We start from the raw sequence: 18346 nt of genomic DNA, 5'->3' as shown, positions 1-18346 counted from the left end.
AGAGTCAGAATCCAGCGTCGTATCGCACATCGTCACGACGGAGAAGAAAGGAGGCCTCTGCTCAAACGGCCTGCACGGATCATGCTGAAATAAAAAAATCCGCCGGATTACTCGGGCGGATTTTTTGAAGAACCGATAGCTTGAAAGTGGCTAACACGGCGTCGCTGGCAAGGCGCAACGACGCAGGCAGCACGAATGTGCGACAAGGAGTTGCAACGCAGCCAGCGGCGTTGTGTTGGTCACTTTTAGCTGCCGCGACGCATCATGTCGAAGAACTCTGCATTGTTCTTGGTGGACTTCATTTTGTCGAGGATGAATTCCATCGCTTCGATTTCGTCCATGTCGTACATCAGCTTGCGCAGGACCCAGATTTTTTGCAGTTGATCCGGCTTGATCAGCAGTTCTTCGCGGCGTGTGCCGGACTTGCTGAGGTTGATTGCCGGGTAGACGCGCTTCTCTGCGAGGCGGCGTTCCAGATGGACTTCCATGTTGCCGGTGCCCTTGAATTCTTCGTAGATCACGTCATCCATACGGCTGCCGGTTTCGATCAGCGCGGTAGCGATAATGGTCAGTGAACCGCCTTCTTCGACGTTACGCGCAGCACCGAAGAAACGCTTCGGACGTTGCAGCGCGTTGGCGTCGACACCGCCGGTCAACACCTTGCCGGAGGCCGGGATCACGGTGTTGTAAGCGCGTGCCAGACGGGTGATCGAGTCCAGCAGGATGACTACGTCTTTTTTCATTTCGACCAGACGCTTGGCTTTTTCCAGCACCATTTCGGCTACCTGCACGTGACGTGTTGCCGGTTCGTCGAAGGTCGATGCGACCACTTCGCCGCGCACCGAGCGCTGCATTTCGGTCACTTCTTCCGGACGTTCGTCGATCAGCAGGACGATCATCACGGTGTCGGGATGGTTGGTGGTGATCGCGTGGGCGATGTGTTGCAGCATGACCGATTTACCGGACTTCGGCGACGCCACCAGCAGGCCGCGCTGGCCGCGGCCGATAGGCGCAATGAGATCGATGATGCGGCCGGTGATGTTTTCTTCGCCGCGCATTTCGCGCTCCAGCTGCATGATCTTGTTCGGATGCAGCGGCGTCAGATTTTCAAACAGAATGCGGTGCTTGGAGGCTTCCGGCGCTTCGCCGTTGACCTTGTCGACCTTGACCAGCGCGAAGTAGCGCTCGCCGTCTTTTGGTGTACGTACTTCGCCTTCGATGGAATCGCCGGTGTGTAGATTGAAGCGGCGGATTTGCGAGGGCGAGATGTAAATGTCGTCTGTGGACGCCATGTAGCTGGCGTCGGGCGAGCGCAGGAAGCCGAAGCCGTCAGGCAGGACTTCAAGGGCGCCATCGCCAAAAATCTGTTCTCCTGATTTTGCGCGTTTCTTGAGGATCGCGAACATCAGTTCTTGTTTGCGCAGGCGCGCTGCGTTATCGATGTCCAGGCCAATTGCCATTTCAAGCAATGCGGAGACGTGTAACGCCTTTAATTCTGATAAGTGCATATGAGTGTCCCGAGATGGGAATAGTAAAAGGTGGGGGAGGGAGTTGCGTGGTGTGTGTAAATTAAAGAACAGGCTTACAAGCTACGTTCAGGCTGCCGGTAAGCACAACAAGCGGCGATACGAGCGTATCGCCGCCTTGAATCTTCTTAGATGTTGCTGTCGATGAACGAAGTCAGCTGGCCCTTGGCCAAAGCACCGACTTTTTGTGCGGCTGCTGCACCGTTCTTGAACAGGATCAGCGTTGGAATACCGCGGATACCGAACTTGGCTGGAACAGCCTGGTTCGAATCGACGTCCAGCTTCATGATCTGCAGCTTGCCGTCATATTCTTTGGCGACTTCTTCCAGAATTGGCGCAATCGCTTTGCAAGGTCCGCACCATTCAGCCCAGAAGTCCACCAGGACTGGCTTGTCGGATTTCAAAACGTCAGCTTCAAAAGATGCGTCGGAGATATGTTTGATGTTTTCGCTCATGGTATTTCCTCGATATGAGGGATATATAAGTAGTCAAATAGCGCCGTGGGAACATACCGTCTGCTTGGCGTATGCCATCAACGCTTCCAGAATTGCCTCATTGCTTACTAGGTGCTTATCAAGTAAGTGCTCAAAGCAGATGGAGTCGTTGCGCCCTAATTCAAGTTGTTTTGAAGTGCGGCAGCGGATAATCGGCGGGGTACGGAGGCAATCATAACCCATTTTTGAAAAAAGTGCGTTTCAGATTGAAAGCCTTGTTGCGCGGGCGTTTGCCTGTGCCATGGCCCATGCGCCCGCGCATTCGGGCGGTCTCTCGCATACAATGCCGCAAAGGCATGGCCGGGTGATAGTTTTCGGCAATGCTTTTGATAGTTATTTATTTTCATTTTGTTGTCCATTTTTCCCAGATTCCCATCGCATGCTTCATTCGCCCTTGCTGATCAGCCCGTCCGTCGATTTCTGGCCGCAAACCGCGGCCGCGCTGCTGGACGCCGATCATGCGCTGGGCCAGGTCGTGCGGGCCGGGTCGCGCGACTTTTCCGGCTGCCAGGTGGTGGTGCCGGCGTTTTCGCATGCGGTGCACTGGCGCGCGGCGCTGGCTCAGGCGCTGACGAAGATCGCTCCCGGCACGCGCGCGTTCATCCCGCCGCGCATCAACACCATGGCCGGCTGGCTGGCGATGCAGGAGCCCGAACCGGCAACCGCCGACAGCGAGCGGTTGATGCAGCTGTATGCACAATTGCGCCAGCATGGCTGGCTCAAGAAGATGTTCACCGCCCGCCGCAATACCGATCTGCTGCCGTTGGCGCAAACACTGTTGTCGCTCTCGGACGAACTCACTCAGGCGCTGCTGCCCGCTATGGAAAAAGCGCCCGGCGATGCCGATGAGCGCTGGCAAGCAGCCCTGAATCAATTGTCGCCATCGGCGCGCAGCATGCTCTCGGACGAGGCGCAACTGGTCTGGTCGATCTGGAAGAGCCAGCTCGACGGCAACGACAAGACCGCACGTCGCTACGCCCGCATGCTGGCCCTGGCGCAACAGCCTCGGCATGGTGCGCTGGCGCCGCTGATCTGGATCAGCCCGGTCGCGCCGGAGCCGATGGAACTGGCCTTCCTCGAAGCCTATGCCGAACACGCCGACGTGCAGCCGGTCGTCATCGATTGGCGCGGCCCGGATATTCCTCTGCTCTATCAGACCGCCTGGCCGGAATTGTGCGATGCGCCATTAGCGCCGATGCCTGACGATCTGTTCGCGCCGCAGATGGATGCGCCGACCATGGCGCTGTGCCCGGCCGGCAGTCTCGAAGAAGCATCACAACAAAGCGCGCTGATCGTGCTCGACTGGCTGCGGCAAGGCAAGCAGGACATCGCCATCGTCGCCCAGGATCGCGTCAGCGCCCGCCGTTTGCGCGCCCTGCTAGAGCGCGCCGAGGTTTCCGTCGCCGACGAAACCGGCTGGAAGCTTTCCACCACGCGCGCCGCCGCTGCGCTGGCCGCATGGTGCGACGTCGTCACTTCGCGCGGCGAAACCACCGCGTTACTGGATTTGCTGAAGTCGCCGTTCATCTTCGCCGGCATGGCGGACAAGCCCGCGGCCGTGATGCAGATTGAATGGCAATTGCGGCGCCAGAACATTGCCGGCGAATGGCGCAGTATCCTCGCCGTCTTCAACAATGAGTCCGCCGCTGCCGACTGCCTCAACGCCATGGCCCGGCAAGCGACGGTATTCGAAGGCCGCAAGAGCCTGTCCGCATGGAGCGACTGTGCCCAGCAACTGCTGGATGCGCTCGATATGCGCAGGGCATTCGAAGACGACACCGCAGGTCAGCAGGCGCTGCAATTGCTGCAGGATCTGGGAGATGACAGTGCGCGCAATGCCGACGGCAGCGAACTGTTTTCTTTTGCCGAATGGCGCGCTTTGCTGAATCTGCAACTCGACGCCGTGACCTTCATGCCGCCGATCACCGATCGCCGCGTGGTCATGCTGCCGCTTAACGGCGCGCGTCTGCGTAACTTCGACGCTGTGCTGGTGATCGGCGCCGATGCCGAACATCTGCCGTCGCAGCCGCAGGAAACACTCTTCTTTTCTAACGCCGTGCGTCACGAACTCGGCTTACCGACACGCCTGAGCCGCCAGCATCAGCAATTGCGCGACCTCACCGAACTGCTGTGCGCCAATCGCGAAGTGGTCTTGAGCTGGCAGACTCACAAGGACGGCGAACCCAATCCCATGAGTCCGTGGCTGGAACGCATGGAGCTGTGCCTGGCAAGAGCCGGCATGGAGCCGATCCGGGTGCTGCGCCATCAACTGCCGTTGCAGCAATTGCAGGCGGAACCGGCAAGCATGCCGACGCCATCGGCGCCCACGCTGCTGCCGTCCAAACTGTCGGCCAGCGGTTACAACACCTTTGTCGCGTGCCCATATCAATTTTTCGCACTGCGCATGCTGCGCGTGAGCGTCATGGACGAGCTGTCTGACATGCCGCAAAAGCGCGACTACGGTGGCTGGCTGCATGAGATCCTGATGACCTATCACGAGACCGTGCGCGACCAGAAAACGCCGCTGGAGCAACGCGCGGCCCTGCTTGCTGCGATCTCCGATGAAATATTCGGCAAAGCCATCAGCCAGCATCCGGCTGCACTCGGCTACGCTGCGCGCTGGCAGAAGGTCATGCCCGCGTATCTGGTGTGGGCGAATGACCGCGAAGGGCAGGGCTGGCATTTCGCCTTTGGTGAAATCGCCTTGCAGCACATGCTGGAGTGGCCGGGTGGCGGCATCGAATTGTACGGACGTCTCGACCGCGTCGACGAGAATACCGAAGGCGAGCGCGCCGTACTCGACTACAAGACGCGCCCTTTGCCGTCTCTGGTCACCAAGCTGAAGGATGCCGAAGATCATCAGTTGCCGTTCTACGGTTTATTGTCCGGGCAAACCATGGCGGCCGCGCATTACGTCGCACTGGAAACCTTCAAGGATAAAACCGGCGATATTGCTATTACTGCAACGGATTTCGAGCGGCAGCAGCAAGCCTTGCAACAACAGATCAGTACCGTCATGCAAGCCGTCACGCAGGGTGCACCGCTGCCCGCCAACGGCATTGAATCAGTTTGTCAGTATTGCGAAGTACGAGGCCTGTGCCGCAAAGGAGTGTGGCAATGAGCGCCATGGAAAGTACCGACAAAGATATGACGCCCATCTCTGCCTATGAGATCAACGGCCAGCCCGCCGAAGCCGCCGCCTTCACCGCAGCAGCCTGCGATCCGCGCCATTCGGTCGTGGTGGAAGCCTGCGCCGGCAGTGGCAAAACCTGGTTGCTGGTGGCGCGCATGCTGCGTCTGCTGCTGGCCGGGGCCAAGCCTGCTGAATTGCTGGCGATTACCTTTACCCGCAAAGCCGCACAGGAAATGCGCGAGCGCCTCATGGAGTTGCTGCATGAGCTGACGCTGGCGCCGGCAGACAAGGCGCGCGGCTTGTTGCTGGAGCGCGGCATCAGCGAAGCGGAGTTGCCGCGTGTGATGCCGCAGGCGCGGGCGTTGTACGAACAGATCCTGTCCGGCCAACACGGGCTTTCCATCGATACTTTCCACAGCTGGTTTGCACGCCTGCTGCAAATTGCGCCGCTGGCGTCGGGCGTGCCGCATGGCTATTCGTTGACCGAAAAGAACGGCGAGCTGATGAATGAAGCTTATCGCCGCTTCATGCAAGCCGTGCAGAAGCCGGCGCAGAGTGACATCAAACAGGCTTTGCTGGAGTTGTACGACCTGGCCGGCGACAGCGGCGCCAAACGCTTGCTGGATTCCTTCCTCGACAAGCGCGCCGAATGGTGGGCGGCAACCATGCCGCCGCTGTCCTCCGATGAGATGCCGTTGCAATGGCTGGAGAGTTTGTGCGGACCGGATGCGCAACGCGATGCGCGTCTCGATGTCTGGTCGGATGAAGCTTTAAAGGCGAAGCTGTACGAAATTTCTTCCATGCTCGGCAAAGGCGCAGTCGCCAATCAGAAGCGCGCGACCATCATCGAGGCATTGGTCACGGGCGAGGCCTCGCCGGAGAATTTCACCGCGCTGGCGGCACAGTTCTATGACGACGCCGAAAAAACACGCGGCAACAACGCCCGCACCAAAGCGCTCAAGGCGGCGCTGGTCGCGCATTATGGCGTGGACGAAGAAGTCGCCGTTTCGCTGTTCGAAGAAACTTTCGAGCTGACCGGCAATGCGCTGAAACGGTTGCAGCGCCGCAGCGCCGAAGGCATCGTGCTCAAGCTCAATCGTGCCTTGTTCATCGCCGGTCGTGCTTATCTCGATGCGTATCAGGAAGTGAAGGCGGAACAGCGCGTATTCGACTTCGCTGACTTGGAATGGCAAGCCTATCGCCTGCTCACCAACGAAGAAAGCGCCGCCTATCTGCAAAGCCGTCTTGATTCGCGTTACAAGCACATCCTGCTGGATGAGTTCCAGGATACCAATCCGCTGCAATGGAGCATCGTACGCGCCTGGCTGCGCGCCTATGGAGGCGATGCGGCACAGCCGACCGTGTTTGTCGTGGGTGATCCCAAGCAATCGATTTACCGCTTCCGCCGCGCCGAGCCGCGCGTGTTCTCGGCAGCGCGCGATATGTTGCAAGAGCAGGGCGCTGCCGTGTTGCGTGCCAACCAGACGCGCCGCAATGCAACGGTCATTGTCGATGTGCTCAATACCAGTTTTACCGGACGCAATACTTTGTTCGCACCACAAACCACGCTGGGCATGCCGGGCGGTGGCGTGTGGAAACTACCGCTGGTGCAGGCGCCGGAGGCAGCAGAGACCGTCGCCGAAGTTGACACTGCGGCTGAAGCGCAAACGCCCATGCGCAATCCGCTGACCACGCCACGCGAAGAAGAGGATGACGCACGCCGCCGTGACGAAGGCACGCTGATCGCGCAAGCGATCTTGCAGGCGCGCAGCCGCATCACCGTCAAAGGCGACAGCGGCGAACGCGCGCTCAAGTGGGGCGACGTGATGCTGCTGGTGAAAAAGCGCCGCCATCTGATCGCTTACGAAAGCGCCTTGCGCGACGCCGGCATTCCTTTTGTTTCCGACAAGCGCGGTGGTCTGCTCGATTCGCTGGAAATCGCCGACCTGATCGCGCTGCTGACTTTCCTGATCACACCCAACGACACGCGTGCGCTCACGCATGTACTGAAGAGCCCCATCGTCGGCGCGTCCGACGACGACCTGATTGCACTGGCGCAACGTGAAGAAGGTGACTGGTGGCAGCGCGTGCGGGCGCAGCAGCAAAGCGACAATGCCTCGCCTGCGATCGGCCGCGCGGTGCAGCTGCTGTCGCAATGGCTGGAAGCGGCGCCGCATTATCCGGTGCACGATTTGCTCGACATGATCTTGCATCAGGGCCAACTGGTAGCGCGCTACGCGCAATCGGTGGCGCCGGCCATGCGCACGCAGGCATTGGGCAATATCGAAGCCTTCGTCGAGCTGGCGCTCAATCTGGATGCCGGCCGTTATCCGAGTCTGCCGAAATTCATCGATGCCTTGCGCGTGCTGCAGCGTCATGCCGAGAGCGATGCACCTGACGAGGCCAGTATCGATGCTGCCGCCGACGCTGTACGCATTCTCACCGTACACAGCGCCAAGGGGCTGGAAGCGCCGGTGGTTGTGATGCTCGATACCAACCACAGCGATCCTGCCAACGACAACGTCGGCATCCTGTGCGACTGGCCGCAGGATGAAGACGCGCCGACGCATTTCTCTGCCTTCGGACGCAAGAGCGAACGCGGGCTGGCACGCGACCGCTGGTTCGACGCCGAAGAAGGATTTAAGCAGCAGGAAGACTGGAACTTGCTCTATGTCGCCATCACGCGTGCCAAGCAGTTGCTGATCGTCAGCGGCGTGGCAAGCACGCGCGGCGCATTGGAGGGCGGCGTGCAGGAGGGCAGCTGGTATCACCGTCTGTTCGACCGCACCGGCGATGTCGCCGGCATGGAAGAAGTCCATCCGGCTGCGCAGCGCAACGACGAGCTCGCAGCGGCCGAGCAAACGTTTTCATTGGCATTGTTTGATCCTGTTCCGTTACCGGTATCGATTACACCAGCGCCGGAAAGTTACAGCAACGACGCCATCGAAGAAGGCGTCGCCTTGCATGCCCTGCTGGAACGCATGACCGAAGCACGCACATGGCCGCCGGTATTGCCGGACGATGCCGTGATCGCACGCTGGCTGCCGTGTCCGCGTCCACTGGCGGCGACGATACGCGCACAGGCCGCAACCATGCTGGCGCAACCGGCGCTGGAGCGGTTCTTCAATCCTGCTTTGTATCGTCACGCGCGCAATGAAATGGACATCGTGACCGGCGACGGCGTGTTGCGCTGCGACCGCGTGGTCGTGTTTGATGATGAAGTCTGGATTTTGGACTACAAGCGCAATTTGCTCGACAGCGAACGCGTGGCTTATGCGACGCAGCTGGCACGCTATCGCGACGCGGCGTTGTCGGTGTTTTCTGACAAGCGAATCAGGTCTGCACTGATAACCGCCGACGGCCAATTTTGGGAACAATGATGGCGCTTTCACCATTCAAAACATGACGATCACAACATAGGAAAATATTTCGTTTAATATAAAACTGGTTTATCTTCGAGTTCGCTCTCGGGGTAATGTTCAATAAGCGGTTCAATAAGCGTCACTTCATTTTCATCATCATTGCATCAGCACATACGCGTCGTGCAGGGGATATCCCGGAACAACCGACGCAGCCGGATGCACGTCAAATCTAAAATTGTCAGGAGGAGCTATGCAGTGGACTCTTCCGTCTTTCGCCCTTGCGCAACCGGTTCAATGGAACGCGTTGCTGCTGTTCGGTAGCTTGTTGCTATTCGGGTTGATAGCCGGTCATATCGTCTCTAAATCGCCATGGGTGCCGCGTATCACGGGTTATCTGATCGTCGGTTTCATTCTCGGTGGCGGCGGTCTGAACTGGTTGTCGGGCGATGTACTGAGCGTCACCAATATCTTTGCCGACATTGCCGTCGCATTGGTCGTTTATCAGCTGGGCCGTTATGTCGACCTCGGCTGGCTCAAGCGCGAGAAGTGGCTGCTGGCTACCGTCGCGACGTCGGCTGTGCTGTGTTTCGTATTCGTGAGTCTGGCCTTGTCCTGGTTCGGTACTTCGCAGGTGCTGGCTTTGCTCGGCGGTGTGTGGGCGATTGCCACGGCGCCGGCGGTGGTGCTGGTGGTATTGCGTGATCTGAAGGCGGAAGGTCAGGTCACACGCCGTCTGGCAACGATGACGGCGCTGAACAATTTTGTCGCGATTCTTGCTGCGTATGCATTGCTGCCGATCATCGCGCACGAATCCGGCACGCCGGTGTTGACGCTGGTTGAGCATACTGCGTATTCGCTGATCGGCTCTTTCGTGCTGGCATATCTGACGTATTGGCTGATGATGCCGCTGGCGCGCTTGCTCGGACGTCAAGGCAGCCGTCAATTCGTACTGGTGATCTCCGTCATCGCGCTGGCCATTGGTGTCGCACACGCCTTGCATTTGCCGGTGATGCTGACGATGCTGATCTTCGCGATCTTGTCGAAGAATCTTGATCGTCAATACGACTTGATGGAGCTGGAGTTCGGCGTCGCCAATGAATTGTTCGTGGTGATGCTGTTCGTGACGGTCGGCGCCTCGATGCGTCTGGCGGATCTGACCATGGTCGGCTGGTCGGTCATGATTCTGATCGCTGCGCGGTTTGTGGCGATGGGTTGCGGCGTATTCGTCTTTGCCCGTTTTGCACGCATGAACTGGCGGCAGGCCGGCTTGCTCACGCTCGGTACCTTGCCGATGACAGAAGCGGGGCTGGGGCTGATGCAGACGATTTCGAGTCTGTATCCGCATACGACCGCCGATGTGGTGCCGCTGCTGGCGGGATGCCTGATCGTGCTCGAATTGTTTGGCCCGGTTGCCACACAATTCGCCTTAATCAAATCTGGTGAAAGTGGACGCGAATGACAACTACACTTATCCAAGAAGACGACCTGGTCGCGGCAACTGCCGCCGGTTCGCACACGCATGCGGTTGGTGATACCAGCAGTGCAGGCATCCTGCCATTCACTTCGTCGACGCCGTTCACGATGGGCATCGAGCTGGAGCTGCAACTGGTCAATCGCCGCAACTACAACCTCGCCAGCGATGCCGTCGATCTGCTGACCTGGATTGCGCCGCGCGACTTGCAAAAGCAGATCAAGCTGGAAATGACGCAGGGGATGATCGAGCTCAACTCCGGCATCCACACCCGTGTCGACGATCTGATCGAAGAGCTGAAGGGCTTGCGCGCAGCATTGAATCGCGGTGCGCAGCATCTCAATATCGACGTCTCCGGCGGCGGCGCGCATCCCTTCCAGCATTGGAATGAACAGCGCATCACGCCGAGCGAACGCTTCTTTCATCTGCATGAAAAATACGGCTATCTGGCGAAGACCTTCACCGTGTTCGGCCAGCACATCCACATTGGCGTGCCCAATGGCGACGATGCGCTGTACCTGACGCATGCGTTCTCGCGTTTCGTGCCGCACTTCATTGCGCTGTCGGCGGCGTCGCCGTTCTATCAGGGCGCGGATACCAAGTTCGATTCGTCGCGCAGCAACGTGGTGCGCGCCTTCCCGTTGTCGGGTACGGCGCCGGTGCAGACCAAGTGGAGCGAGTTCGAAACCTATTATGACGAGCTGCTGCAAATGGGCATCATCGGCAGCATGAAGGATTTTTATTGGGATATCCGTCCCAAGCCCGAATACGGCACCGTCGAAATCCGCGTCTGCGACACGCCGCTGACCATCGAGCATGCGGCGCACCTGGGGGCCTATGCGCAGTTGCTGGCGCGCTGGATTCTGACTGAGCGGCCGTTTGAGATTCGCGATGATTTTTATCTCTTGTATCAGTTCAACCGTTTCGAGGCCAGCCGCTTCGGCCTGAACGGCATGCTGGCATTACATGGCGAGTCGCCGGCGACTTCGAGTAAACTGCCGATCTTCGAGCATTTGTTGCTGCAATTGCAGTTGTTGCAGCCGTACGTGCAAAACGAGGTCGAACTGATCACCCTGAAGCGCTTGCGTCATATGGCGCACAACCGGCTCAGCGATGCCGGCTGGCTGCGTCAGGCATTTACCCAGCGCGGCTCGCTCAACGATATGATGCGCATGTCGTCCGAGCTGTGGATGGATCAGTCTCCGCCTTCTTACTTCCAATAATGCCGTTTGCTTTCGCCAGTAAAGCAAGTTGGCGAAAGCAAACATGACAACACCATTCGATGTAGCAGTAATCGGCGCCGGCGCCGCAGGCATGATGTGCGCAGCCGTGGCCGGGCAGCGCGGCAAGTCGGTCGTGCTGATCGACCATTCCGCCAAGCTGGCCGAGAAGATCCGCATCTCCGGCGGCGGCCGCTGCAATTTCACCAACATCGGTGCGACGCCGCAGAATTTTCTCTCGCAAAATCCTCATTTCTGCAAAAGTGCCTTGTCGCGCTACACGCCGCAGGATTTCCTCGCGCTGGTCAAACGCTACCGCATCGGCTTCCATGAGAAGCACAAAGGCCAGTTGTTCTGCGACGACACCTCCGAAGACATCATTGAAATGCTGAAAGCCGAGTGCGATCTCGGTCACGTTGACTGGCGCATGCCCTGCGGCGTGGCGTCGATCGGCAAGGATGGGGACTTGTTCCGTCTGGAAACAGACAGCGGCGAAATCCTGGCGCGCCACGTCGTCATCGCCACCGGCGGTTTGTCGATCCCGAAGATCGGCGCCACCGATTTCGCCTACCGCATCGCCAAACAATTCGATCTCAAGCTGGTTGAGCCGCGTCCGGGCCTGGTGCCGCTGACTTTTGACGGCGCCGGCTGGCAGCCGTTTGTCGATCTGGCCGGCATTGCGCTGGAAGTCGAGGTCGAAACCGGCGTCAAGAAAGAGCGCGGTTATTTCCTCGAAGACTTGTTATTTACACATCGCGGTCTGTCCGGCCCGGCAATTCTGCAGATTTCCAGCTTCTGGCAGCCGGGCGCATCGCTCACGCTGAACCTGCTGCCGCAGATCGATGTTGCCGAAACCTTGATCGAAGGCAAGACCACGCTCAAGAAGAACCTCGGCAACCTGCTGGCACAATGGCTGCCGGCGCGTCTGGCGGACGGTTTGCTCAAAGCCAATGGCTTCGACGGCGCGGCGCGCATTGCCGACATGCCTGATAAAGAGCTGCGCAAGCTGGGCGAAGCGCTCAACCGCTGGACCATCAAGCCCAACGGATCGGAAGGCTACCGCAAGGCCGAAGTCACCATGGGCGGCGTCGACACGCGCGAGCTGTCGCAGCAAAGCATGATGGTCACCAAGGTGCCGGGCCTGCACTTCATCGGTGAGGCGGTTGACGTCACCGGCTGGCTGGGCGGCTACAACTTCCAGTGGGCCTGGGCTTCCGGCGTGGCGGCGGGGCAGTCTATTGAATAGGCGGGGCGTGCCTGTGGGGGTGTATGTTTCCTGCACGCATCCCAGATCCTTGATTTATTTGAGTTTTTTGTATGGCGGTTGGAAAAAAGCCACGCATTAGCTTCCATTTGGTGTCGCGGTCTGCTAAAATCGCGTTCTTTCCGTATCTAACCTAACCTCTTTGGTTTGAATCTACATGACCACTATTCGTCTTAAAGAAAACGAGCCGTTCGAAGTCGCCATGCGCCGCTTCAAGCGCACTATTGAAAAAACCGGCCTGTTGACCGAGTTGCGCGCGCGCGAGTTTTACGAAAAGCCGACAGCAGAACGCAAGCGCAAGCTGGCAGCTGCAGTGAAGCGCCACTACAAGCGCATCCGCAGCCAACAACTGCCTAAGAAGCTGTACTAAGAAATTCCCGTCGCGCCGCTTTGGTGTGCGCGACCATGTAAAACCCGCTCTGGTAAAGCACCACAGCGGGTTTTCGCATTTCGCAAGGCCTTGTAAAGCTACTGCGCGAATCGGCATTCGGTCTGCGATGCTCGTCGTACTTTCGTACGACTGCTCTTCTCAATCCAAATGTCGATCCGCTCGCTACGCTTTCCAAAGCCTTGCGACGGGTCTCATTAAGTCCTTTGCGACGCACTTCGGCGGCTGGGGCGTGAGGCTTGTGCTAGTCTGAATAAATCGCTATCTCTGGAGAATGCAATGGGTCTGAAAGAGCAAATCACCGAAGACATGAAGGCCGCAATGCGCGCCAAGGAAACGGCCAAACTGGGTACGATCCGTCTGATCACGGCTGCGATGAAGCAAAAAGAAGTCGACGAGCGCGTTGAGCTCGATGACACGATGGTGCTGGCGATCATCGACAAGATGGTCAAGCAGCGCAAGGATTCCATCAGCCAGTTTGAAGCCGGCGGTCGCCAGGATCTTGCAGACATCGAAAAAGCTGAGCTGGCGATTCTGGTCACTTACATGCCTGCCGGTCTGTCCGACGACGAAATCAAGGCAGAAGTGCAAGCCGCCGTCGCCGCCACCGGTGCTGCCGGTCCGCAGGATATGGGTAAGGTCATGGGCGTTCTCAAGCCCAAGCTGGCCGGTCGCGCCGATATGACTGCCGTTTCTGCGCTGGTCAAGGCTGCCTTGACCGCTGCCTGATCTTGTCAGGGCGCTAATTCTCTGTGATTCCGCAGTCGTTCATTCAGGATTTGCTCAACCGCGTCGATATAGTCGATGTGGTTGGTAAGTACGTGCAGCTCAAAAAGGGCGGCGCCAACTTCATGGGCCTGTGCCCGTTCCATAACGAAAAATCGCCGAGCTTTACGGTCAGTCCGACCAAGCAGTTTTATCACTGCTTCGGCTGCGGCGCGCATGGAACGGCCATCAGTTTCCTGATCGAATATTCCGGCCTGGGCTTTGTCGAGGCCGTCAAAGACCTCGCGCAGGGCGTGGGCATGGTGGTGCCGGACAATGACGACCGCATCCCGCCGCAACAGCGCGCCGAGCAGCAGGCCAAGAGCATGGCCTTGTCGGATGCGATGTCGGCGGCCTGCGATTTTTATCGCCAGCAGCTGCGTGCCGCACCGAATGCGGTCGAGTATCTGAAAGGCCGCGGACTGACCGGCGAAATCGCCGCCAAGTTCGGTCTGGGCTATTCGCCCGACGAATGGGACAGTCTGCGCAAGGTGTTCCCGGATTATGAAGTGCCGGCGCTGGTCGAAGCCGGCCTTGTGATCGACAAGAGTGAAGAGGAGGGCGCCCAGCGCATGGGGCGCAAGCGCTATGACCGTTTCCGTCATCGCGTCATGTTTCCGATTCGCAATACCAAGGGCCAGGTGATCGGCTTTGGCGGCCGCGTCATGGACGGTGGCGAACCAAAGTACTTGAACTCTCCGGAAACGCCGCTATTTCAAAAGGGTAGCGAGCTGTACGGCTTGTTCGAAGCGCGCCAGGCGATCCGCGAAGCGGGTTATGTGCTGGTGACCGAAGGCTATATGGATGTGGTGGCGCTGGCGCAGCTGGGTTTCCCGCAGGCGGTGGCGACATTGGGTACGGCGTGTACGCCTATCCACGTGCAAAAGCTGTTGCGCCAGACCGATGAGGTGGTGTTCAGCTTCGACGGCGACTCGGCCGGACGGCGCGCTGCGCGGCGGGCGCTGGATGCCTGTCTGGTGCATGCATCGGACAACAAGATCATCAAGTTCTTGTTCTTGCCGACCGAGCACGACCCGGACAGCTATGTACGCGAAATGGGCGCGGAAGCCTTTGAGCAGCAGATTAAAGAAGCCATGCCGCTGTCGCAGTTCCTGATCAAGGAAGTGGTCGGCGACAACGACATGACGACGCCGGAAGGCCGAGCGCGTGCGCAGTTTGACGCCAAACCGATGTTGCAGGCTTTGCCGCCGTCGTCCTTGCGCCTGCAGATCGTGCGCAGCCTGGCGCAGGTCACGCAGACCTCGCCGGCGGAGATTGAGGCCTTGTTCGAACTGGCCAAGCCGGTGGTGCAAGCCAGTGCGCGCCGCGCGCCGCCGCCAAAAAGCAAGCGCATGGCGCCGGTTGGTCTGGAGCGGCAGATCGTGCGCCTGCTGGTGGCGCATCCCGCACTGGCGGCGGATCTGGATGATGTCGCGATGCAAGCCATCGCCCGTCAGGCGCCGGATCGGGCCGACATGCTGTCGCAGCTGGTTGAAGCCTGCCGCAGCATGGGCGAGCAAGCCAATTTTGCTACGCTGGTCGAGCTGTTGCGCGACGTCGGACCGGATTTTGAAAGCCTGATCGCCGAAATTGCGGCTGAAACCGAGTCCGAATTCGATGTCGTCCGGCAAGAAATGGCCGGCGCTGTCCGCCAAACCAAAATGCGCGGCGTTGAAGACGAGATGGAGCAATTGGCAAGTGCGGGACTCAGGGACGACACCGCGCGCAGCCGATATCGTGAATTGATGCAGCAAAAAGAACATCTGAAGCGTCTGAGCGGCGCTGAATTTGGTTGAAAATCAAGTCGGACGTACTCTGCAGAATGCTAGATGTTGTGTAGGATTAGCTTGATCTTGGGGAGAAACACCCTATATATGGTATAATCTAGGGCTTTAGTTCCGCGGCGAAACATACTCCGTGATGCGGAAAAGATTCATTGAACCATCGGTCCATAGGGCGATTTACAGCACATAAGCTATCGCATGGACACAGCAGAAAGCAGGGGACGAAAGATTTAGGAACGTTGCGCGGGCAGTTCGTGTCTACCGAATATCGGATACGGGTTGCATGAAGTACATGGTTTGATTGGCGCAATGAGTTTGACTCACTTGGCAGTTGATTCTATGGCAAATGCAATGAAGAAAACCGCAAAAACTCCGACACCTTCCGCAAAAAACATCAAGCCGGCCACCAAGCCGGCAAGTAAATCGACCCCTTCGGTATCTGTAACACGATCGGTCCCAAAGAAAGCAGCTGTTGCAAAGCCCATCGGCAAAGTAGCAGCAACGGCAGTAAAGGCGGTAACGTCGCCAGCGAAAGCTGCAACGGCAGCGGCGGCGAAAAAATCCAGTGCCAAAACTGCTCCCAAAGCGGTTCGCGCTGCAGCGCCAGTGGTAGCCAAACCGGCAGCCAAAGCGACTGCGACGCCAACGAAGAAGAACTTATCTGAAGCCAACGTAAAGACGGCTTCTGTGCAATCGAAAGCTTCTGTGACAACCAAGAAACCTGAACCGAAAACCGCTAAGCCTGCCGCCAAAGCAGCAGCCAAGAGCGAAGCCAAAGACGTCAGCGTCATGATCGCGCCTGGCGTAAGCCAAACGACTGATGCCGCTGTACTGGCAGCCATTGACACGTCCGGCTACATTTTGCCGTCCGTCAAGGTGCCTGGCCGCCGTGGCCGCAAGCCAAAGGAATTCCAGCCTGAGAACGACGAAATCGCCGCGCTGAACGCGGTTGAGCGCGCCGAACTTAAAGCTGTCGACAAAGCCAAAGCCAAGGACCGCAAGGCCAAGGAAAAGGCTCTGCTGAAAGACGCGTTCTCGTCCGACACAGAAGCAACCGAAGAAGAACTCGAACGCCGTCGTCAAAAGCTCAAGACCCTGATCAAACAAGGTAAAGAGCGCGGCTACCTGACCTTCTCCGAAATCAACGATCACCTCCCGGAAAACATCGTCGATCCGGAAGCAATCGAAGGCATCATCGGCACGTTCAATGACATGGGTATCTCCGTGTATGAACACGCGCCTGATGCGGAAACATTGCTGCTGTCCGACAACGTCGCCAACGTCGCCAGCGACGACGACGCTGAAGCCGCTGCCGAAGCAGCGCTGTCGACCGTCGACTCCGATTTCGGCCGTACCACCGATCCAGTGCGTATGTACATGCGCGAAATGGGCTCGGTCGAACTGCTGACCCGCGAAGGCGAAATCGAAATCGCCAAGCGTATCGAAGACGGCTTGAAGGACATGATCCAGGCGATCTCGGCTTGCCCGACCACCATCGCTGAAATCCTGGTTGCTGCCGACAAGATCAAGAACGACGAAATCAAGGTCGACGAAATCGTCGACGGTCTCGTCGACATGAGCGAAGGCGAAGTCGTTGTCGCCGCTGCTGCGTCTGACGAAGAGGAAGACGAAGAAGACGAAGAGGACGAAGAAGAAGAGGAAGAAGAAGGCGAAAGCAGCGGTTCCGGTGCAGCCGGCTTCTCCGCTGAACAGCTGGAACAGCTCAAGCGCGATGCGCTGGGCAAGTTCGCGACCATCTCGACCCAATTCGACAACATGCGCAAAGCCTTCGAAAAAGAAGGCTACAACTCGAAGCCGTACGTCAAGGCGCAGGAAATCATTTCCAACGAGTTGCTGGGCATCCGCTTCACCGCCAAAGTCGTTGAAAAGCTGTGCGACACCTTGCGTGCACAAGTTGATCAAGTGCGTCAGATCGAACGTCAGATCCTCGACGTCGCCGTCAACAAGTGTAACATGCCGCGCGCGCACTTCATCAAGGTTTTCCCCGGCAACGAAATCAACCTGGACTGGGTTGATGGCGAAGTCAGCGCCAACCACGGTTACAGCGTCGTGCTGAGCCGTAACGTTCCTGCCATCAAAGAACTGCAACAAAAGCTGATCGACCTGCAAGCGCGCGTCGTGTTGCCGCTGCCAGACCTGCGCGGCATCAACAAGAAGATGGGCGCCGGCGAGAAGAAGGCCCGCATGGCCAAGCGTGAAATGACCGAGGCCAACCTGCGTCTCGTGATCTCGATCGCCAAGAAGTACACCAACCGCGGCCTGCAATTCCTGGATCTGATCCAGGAAGGCAACATCGGCCTGATGAAGGCAGTGGACAAGTTCGAATACCGTCGCGGCTACAAGTTCTCGACCTATGCGACATGGTGGATTCGCCAGGCAATTACCCGTTCGATCGCCGACCAGGCGCGCACTATCCGTATTCCGGTGCACATGATCGAAACCATCAACAAGATGAACCGCATCTCGCGTCAGATCCTGCAAGAAACCGGTGCAGAACCTGATCCGGCAACGCTGGCCATCAAGATGGAAATGCCGGAAGACAAGATCCGCAAGATCATGAAGATCGCCAAAGAGCCGATCTCCATGGAAACGCCGATCGGTGACGACGATGATTCGCATCTGGGCGACTTCATCGAAGACAACAACACATTGGCCCCGGCCGATGCAGCGTTGCACGCCTCGATGCGCGGTGTCGTCAAAGACATCCTCGACTCCCTGACACCACGCGAAGCCAAAGTGCTGCGCATGCGTTTCGGTATCGAAATGTCGACCGACCACACGCTGGAAGAAGTCGGCAAGCAATTCGACGTCACCCGCGAGCGTATCCGTCAAATAGAAGCAAAAGCGCTGCGTAAGCTGCGCCATCCATCACGCTCCGACAAGCTCAAGAGCTTCCTGGAAGGTAACTAAGTCAGACC

Annotated in this window: 12 protein-coding genes; 9 read left to right on the top strand and 3 right to left on the bottom strand. The window is 58.3% G+C overall.

What is annotated here, in order from left to right; translation table 11 throughout:
- Positions 1-245: 245 nt before the first annotated feature.
- Positions 246-1508, bottom strand: coding sequence for a transcription termination factor Rho (gene rho / locus hmeg3_RS19535; protein ID WP_094565211.1), 1263 nt, complete (start codon positions 1506-1508; stop codon positions 246-248).
- Positions 1509-1654: 146 nt separating this feature from the next.
- Complete coding sequence (trxA, locus tag hmeg3_RS19530) at positions 1655-1981, bottom strand: thioredoxin TrxA (RefSeq protein ID WP_094565210.1); 327 nt, start codon at positions 1979-1981, stop codon at positions 1655-1657.
- Between the two features lie 418 nt (positions 1982-2399).
- Here trxA and hmeg3_RS19525 point away from each other — a divergent pair, with 418 nt between their 5' ends.
- The 8 genes from hmeg3_RS19525 to dnaG all read left to right on the top strand — a co-directional run bounded on the left by hmeg3_RS19525 (position 2400) and on the right by dnaG (position 15419).
- Positions 2400-5141, top strand: a complete 2742-nt coding sequence (locus tag hmeg3_RS19525; protein WP_094565209.1) for a PD-(D/E)XK nuclease family protein — start codon at positions 2400-2402, stop codon at positions 5139-5141.
- Complete coding sequence (locus tag hmeg3_RS19520; protein ID WP_094565208.1) at positions 5138-8533, top strand: exodeoxyribonuclease V subunit beta; 3396 nt, start codon at positions 5138-5140, stop codon at positions 8531-8533. The genes hmeg3_RS19525 and hmeg3_RS19520 overlap by 4 nt, the downstream gene beginning before the upstream one ends.
- Before the next feature lie 232 nt (positions 8534-8765).
- The gene (locus hmeg3_RS19515; protein ID WP_094565207.1) at positions 8766-9974 is read left to right on the top strand and encodes a cation:proton antiporter; all 1209 of its coding nucleotides are present in this window, start codon (positions 8766-8768) and stop codon (positions 9972-9974) included.
- Complete coding sequence (locus tag hmeg3_RS19510; RefSeq protein WP_094565206.1) at positions 9971-11209, top strand: YbdK family carboxylate-amine ligase; 1239 nt, start codon at positions 9971-9973, stop codon at positions 11207-11209. The genes hmeg3_RS19515 and hmeg3_RS19510 overlap by 4 nt, the downstream gene beginning before the upstream one ends.
- Before the next feature lie 43 nt (positions 11210-11252).
- Positions 11253-12452: an NAD(P)/FAD-dependent oxidoreductase gene (locus tag hmeg3_RS19505; protein ID WP_094565205.1), complete on the top strand. Its 1200-nt coding sequence runs from the start codon at positions 11253-11255 to the stop codon at positions 12450-12452.
- 175 nt (positions 12453-12627) lie between these two features.
- Entirely contained in the window at positions 12628-12840 is a 213-nt protein-coding gene (gene rpsU / locus hmeg3_RS19500) for a 30S ribosomal protein S21 (RefSeq protein WP_005665410.1), read from the top strand.
- A gap of 297 nt (positions 12841-13137) precedes the next feature.
- Positions 13138-13587, top strand: a complete 450-nt coding sequence (locus hmeg3_RS19495; RefSeq protein ID WP_094565204.1) for a GatB/YqeY domain-containing protein — start codon at positions 13138-13140, stop codon at positions 13585-13587.
- A 23-nt stretch (positions 13588-13610) separates the two neighbouring features.
- Positions 13611-15419 (top strand): DNA primase, encoded by a 1809-nt coding sequence (gene dnaG / locus hmeg3_RS19490; protein WP_094565203.1) that lies wholly within the window; start codon positions 13611-13613, stop codon positions 15417-15419.
- Positions 15420-15727: 308 nt separating this feature from the next.
- Here the strand turns inward: dnaG and hmeg3_RS25115 are convergent, their stop codons facing one another.
- Positions 15728-16198 carry a hypothetical protein gene (locus tag hmeg3_RS25115; protein ID WP_232512048.1) on the bottom strand — a complete coding sequence of 157 codons (471 nt, stop codon included), beginning with the start codon at positions 16196-16198 and terminating at the stop codon, positions 15728-15730.
- On the opposite strand from hmeg3_RS25115, the gene rpoD reads away from it, so the two are divergent.
- On the top strand, positions 16113-18338 hold the full coding sequence (gene rpoD / locus hmeg3_RS19485) for an RNA polymerase sigma factor RpoD (RefSeq protein WP_232511740.1): 2226 nt from the start codon (positions 16113-16115) through the stop codon (positions 18336-18338). The two genes, hmeg3_RS25115 and rpoD, sit on opposite strands and share 86 nt — an antisense overlap.
- The last annotated feature ends 8 nt before the right edge of the window (positions 18339-18346 follow it).

It is taken from the genome of Herbaspirillum sp. meg3, assembly GCF_002257565.1.
GTDB lineage: Bacteria > Pseudomonadota > Gammaproteobacteria > Burkholderiales > Burkholderiaceae_D > Herbaspirillum.
The sequence above is the reverse complement of the archived record's forward strand: the minus strand, read 5'-3'. Positions and strand labels throughout refer to the sequence as shown.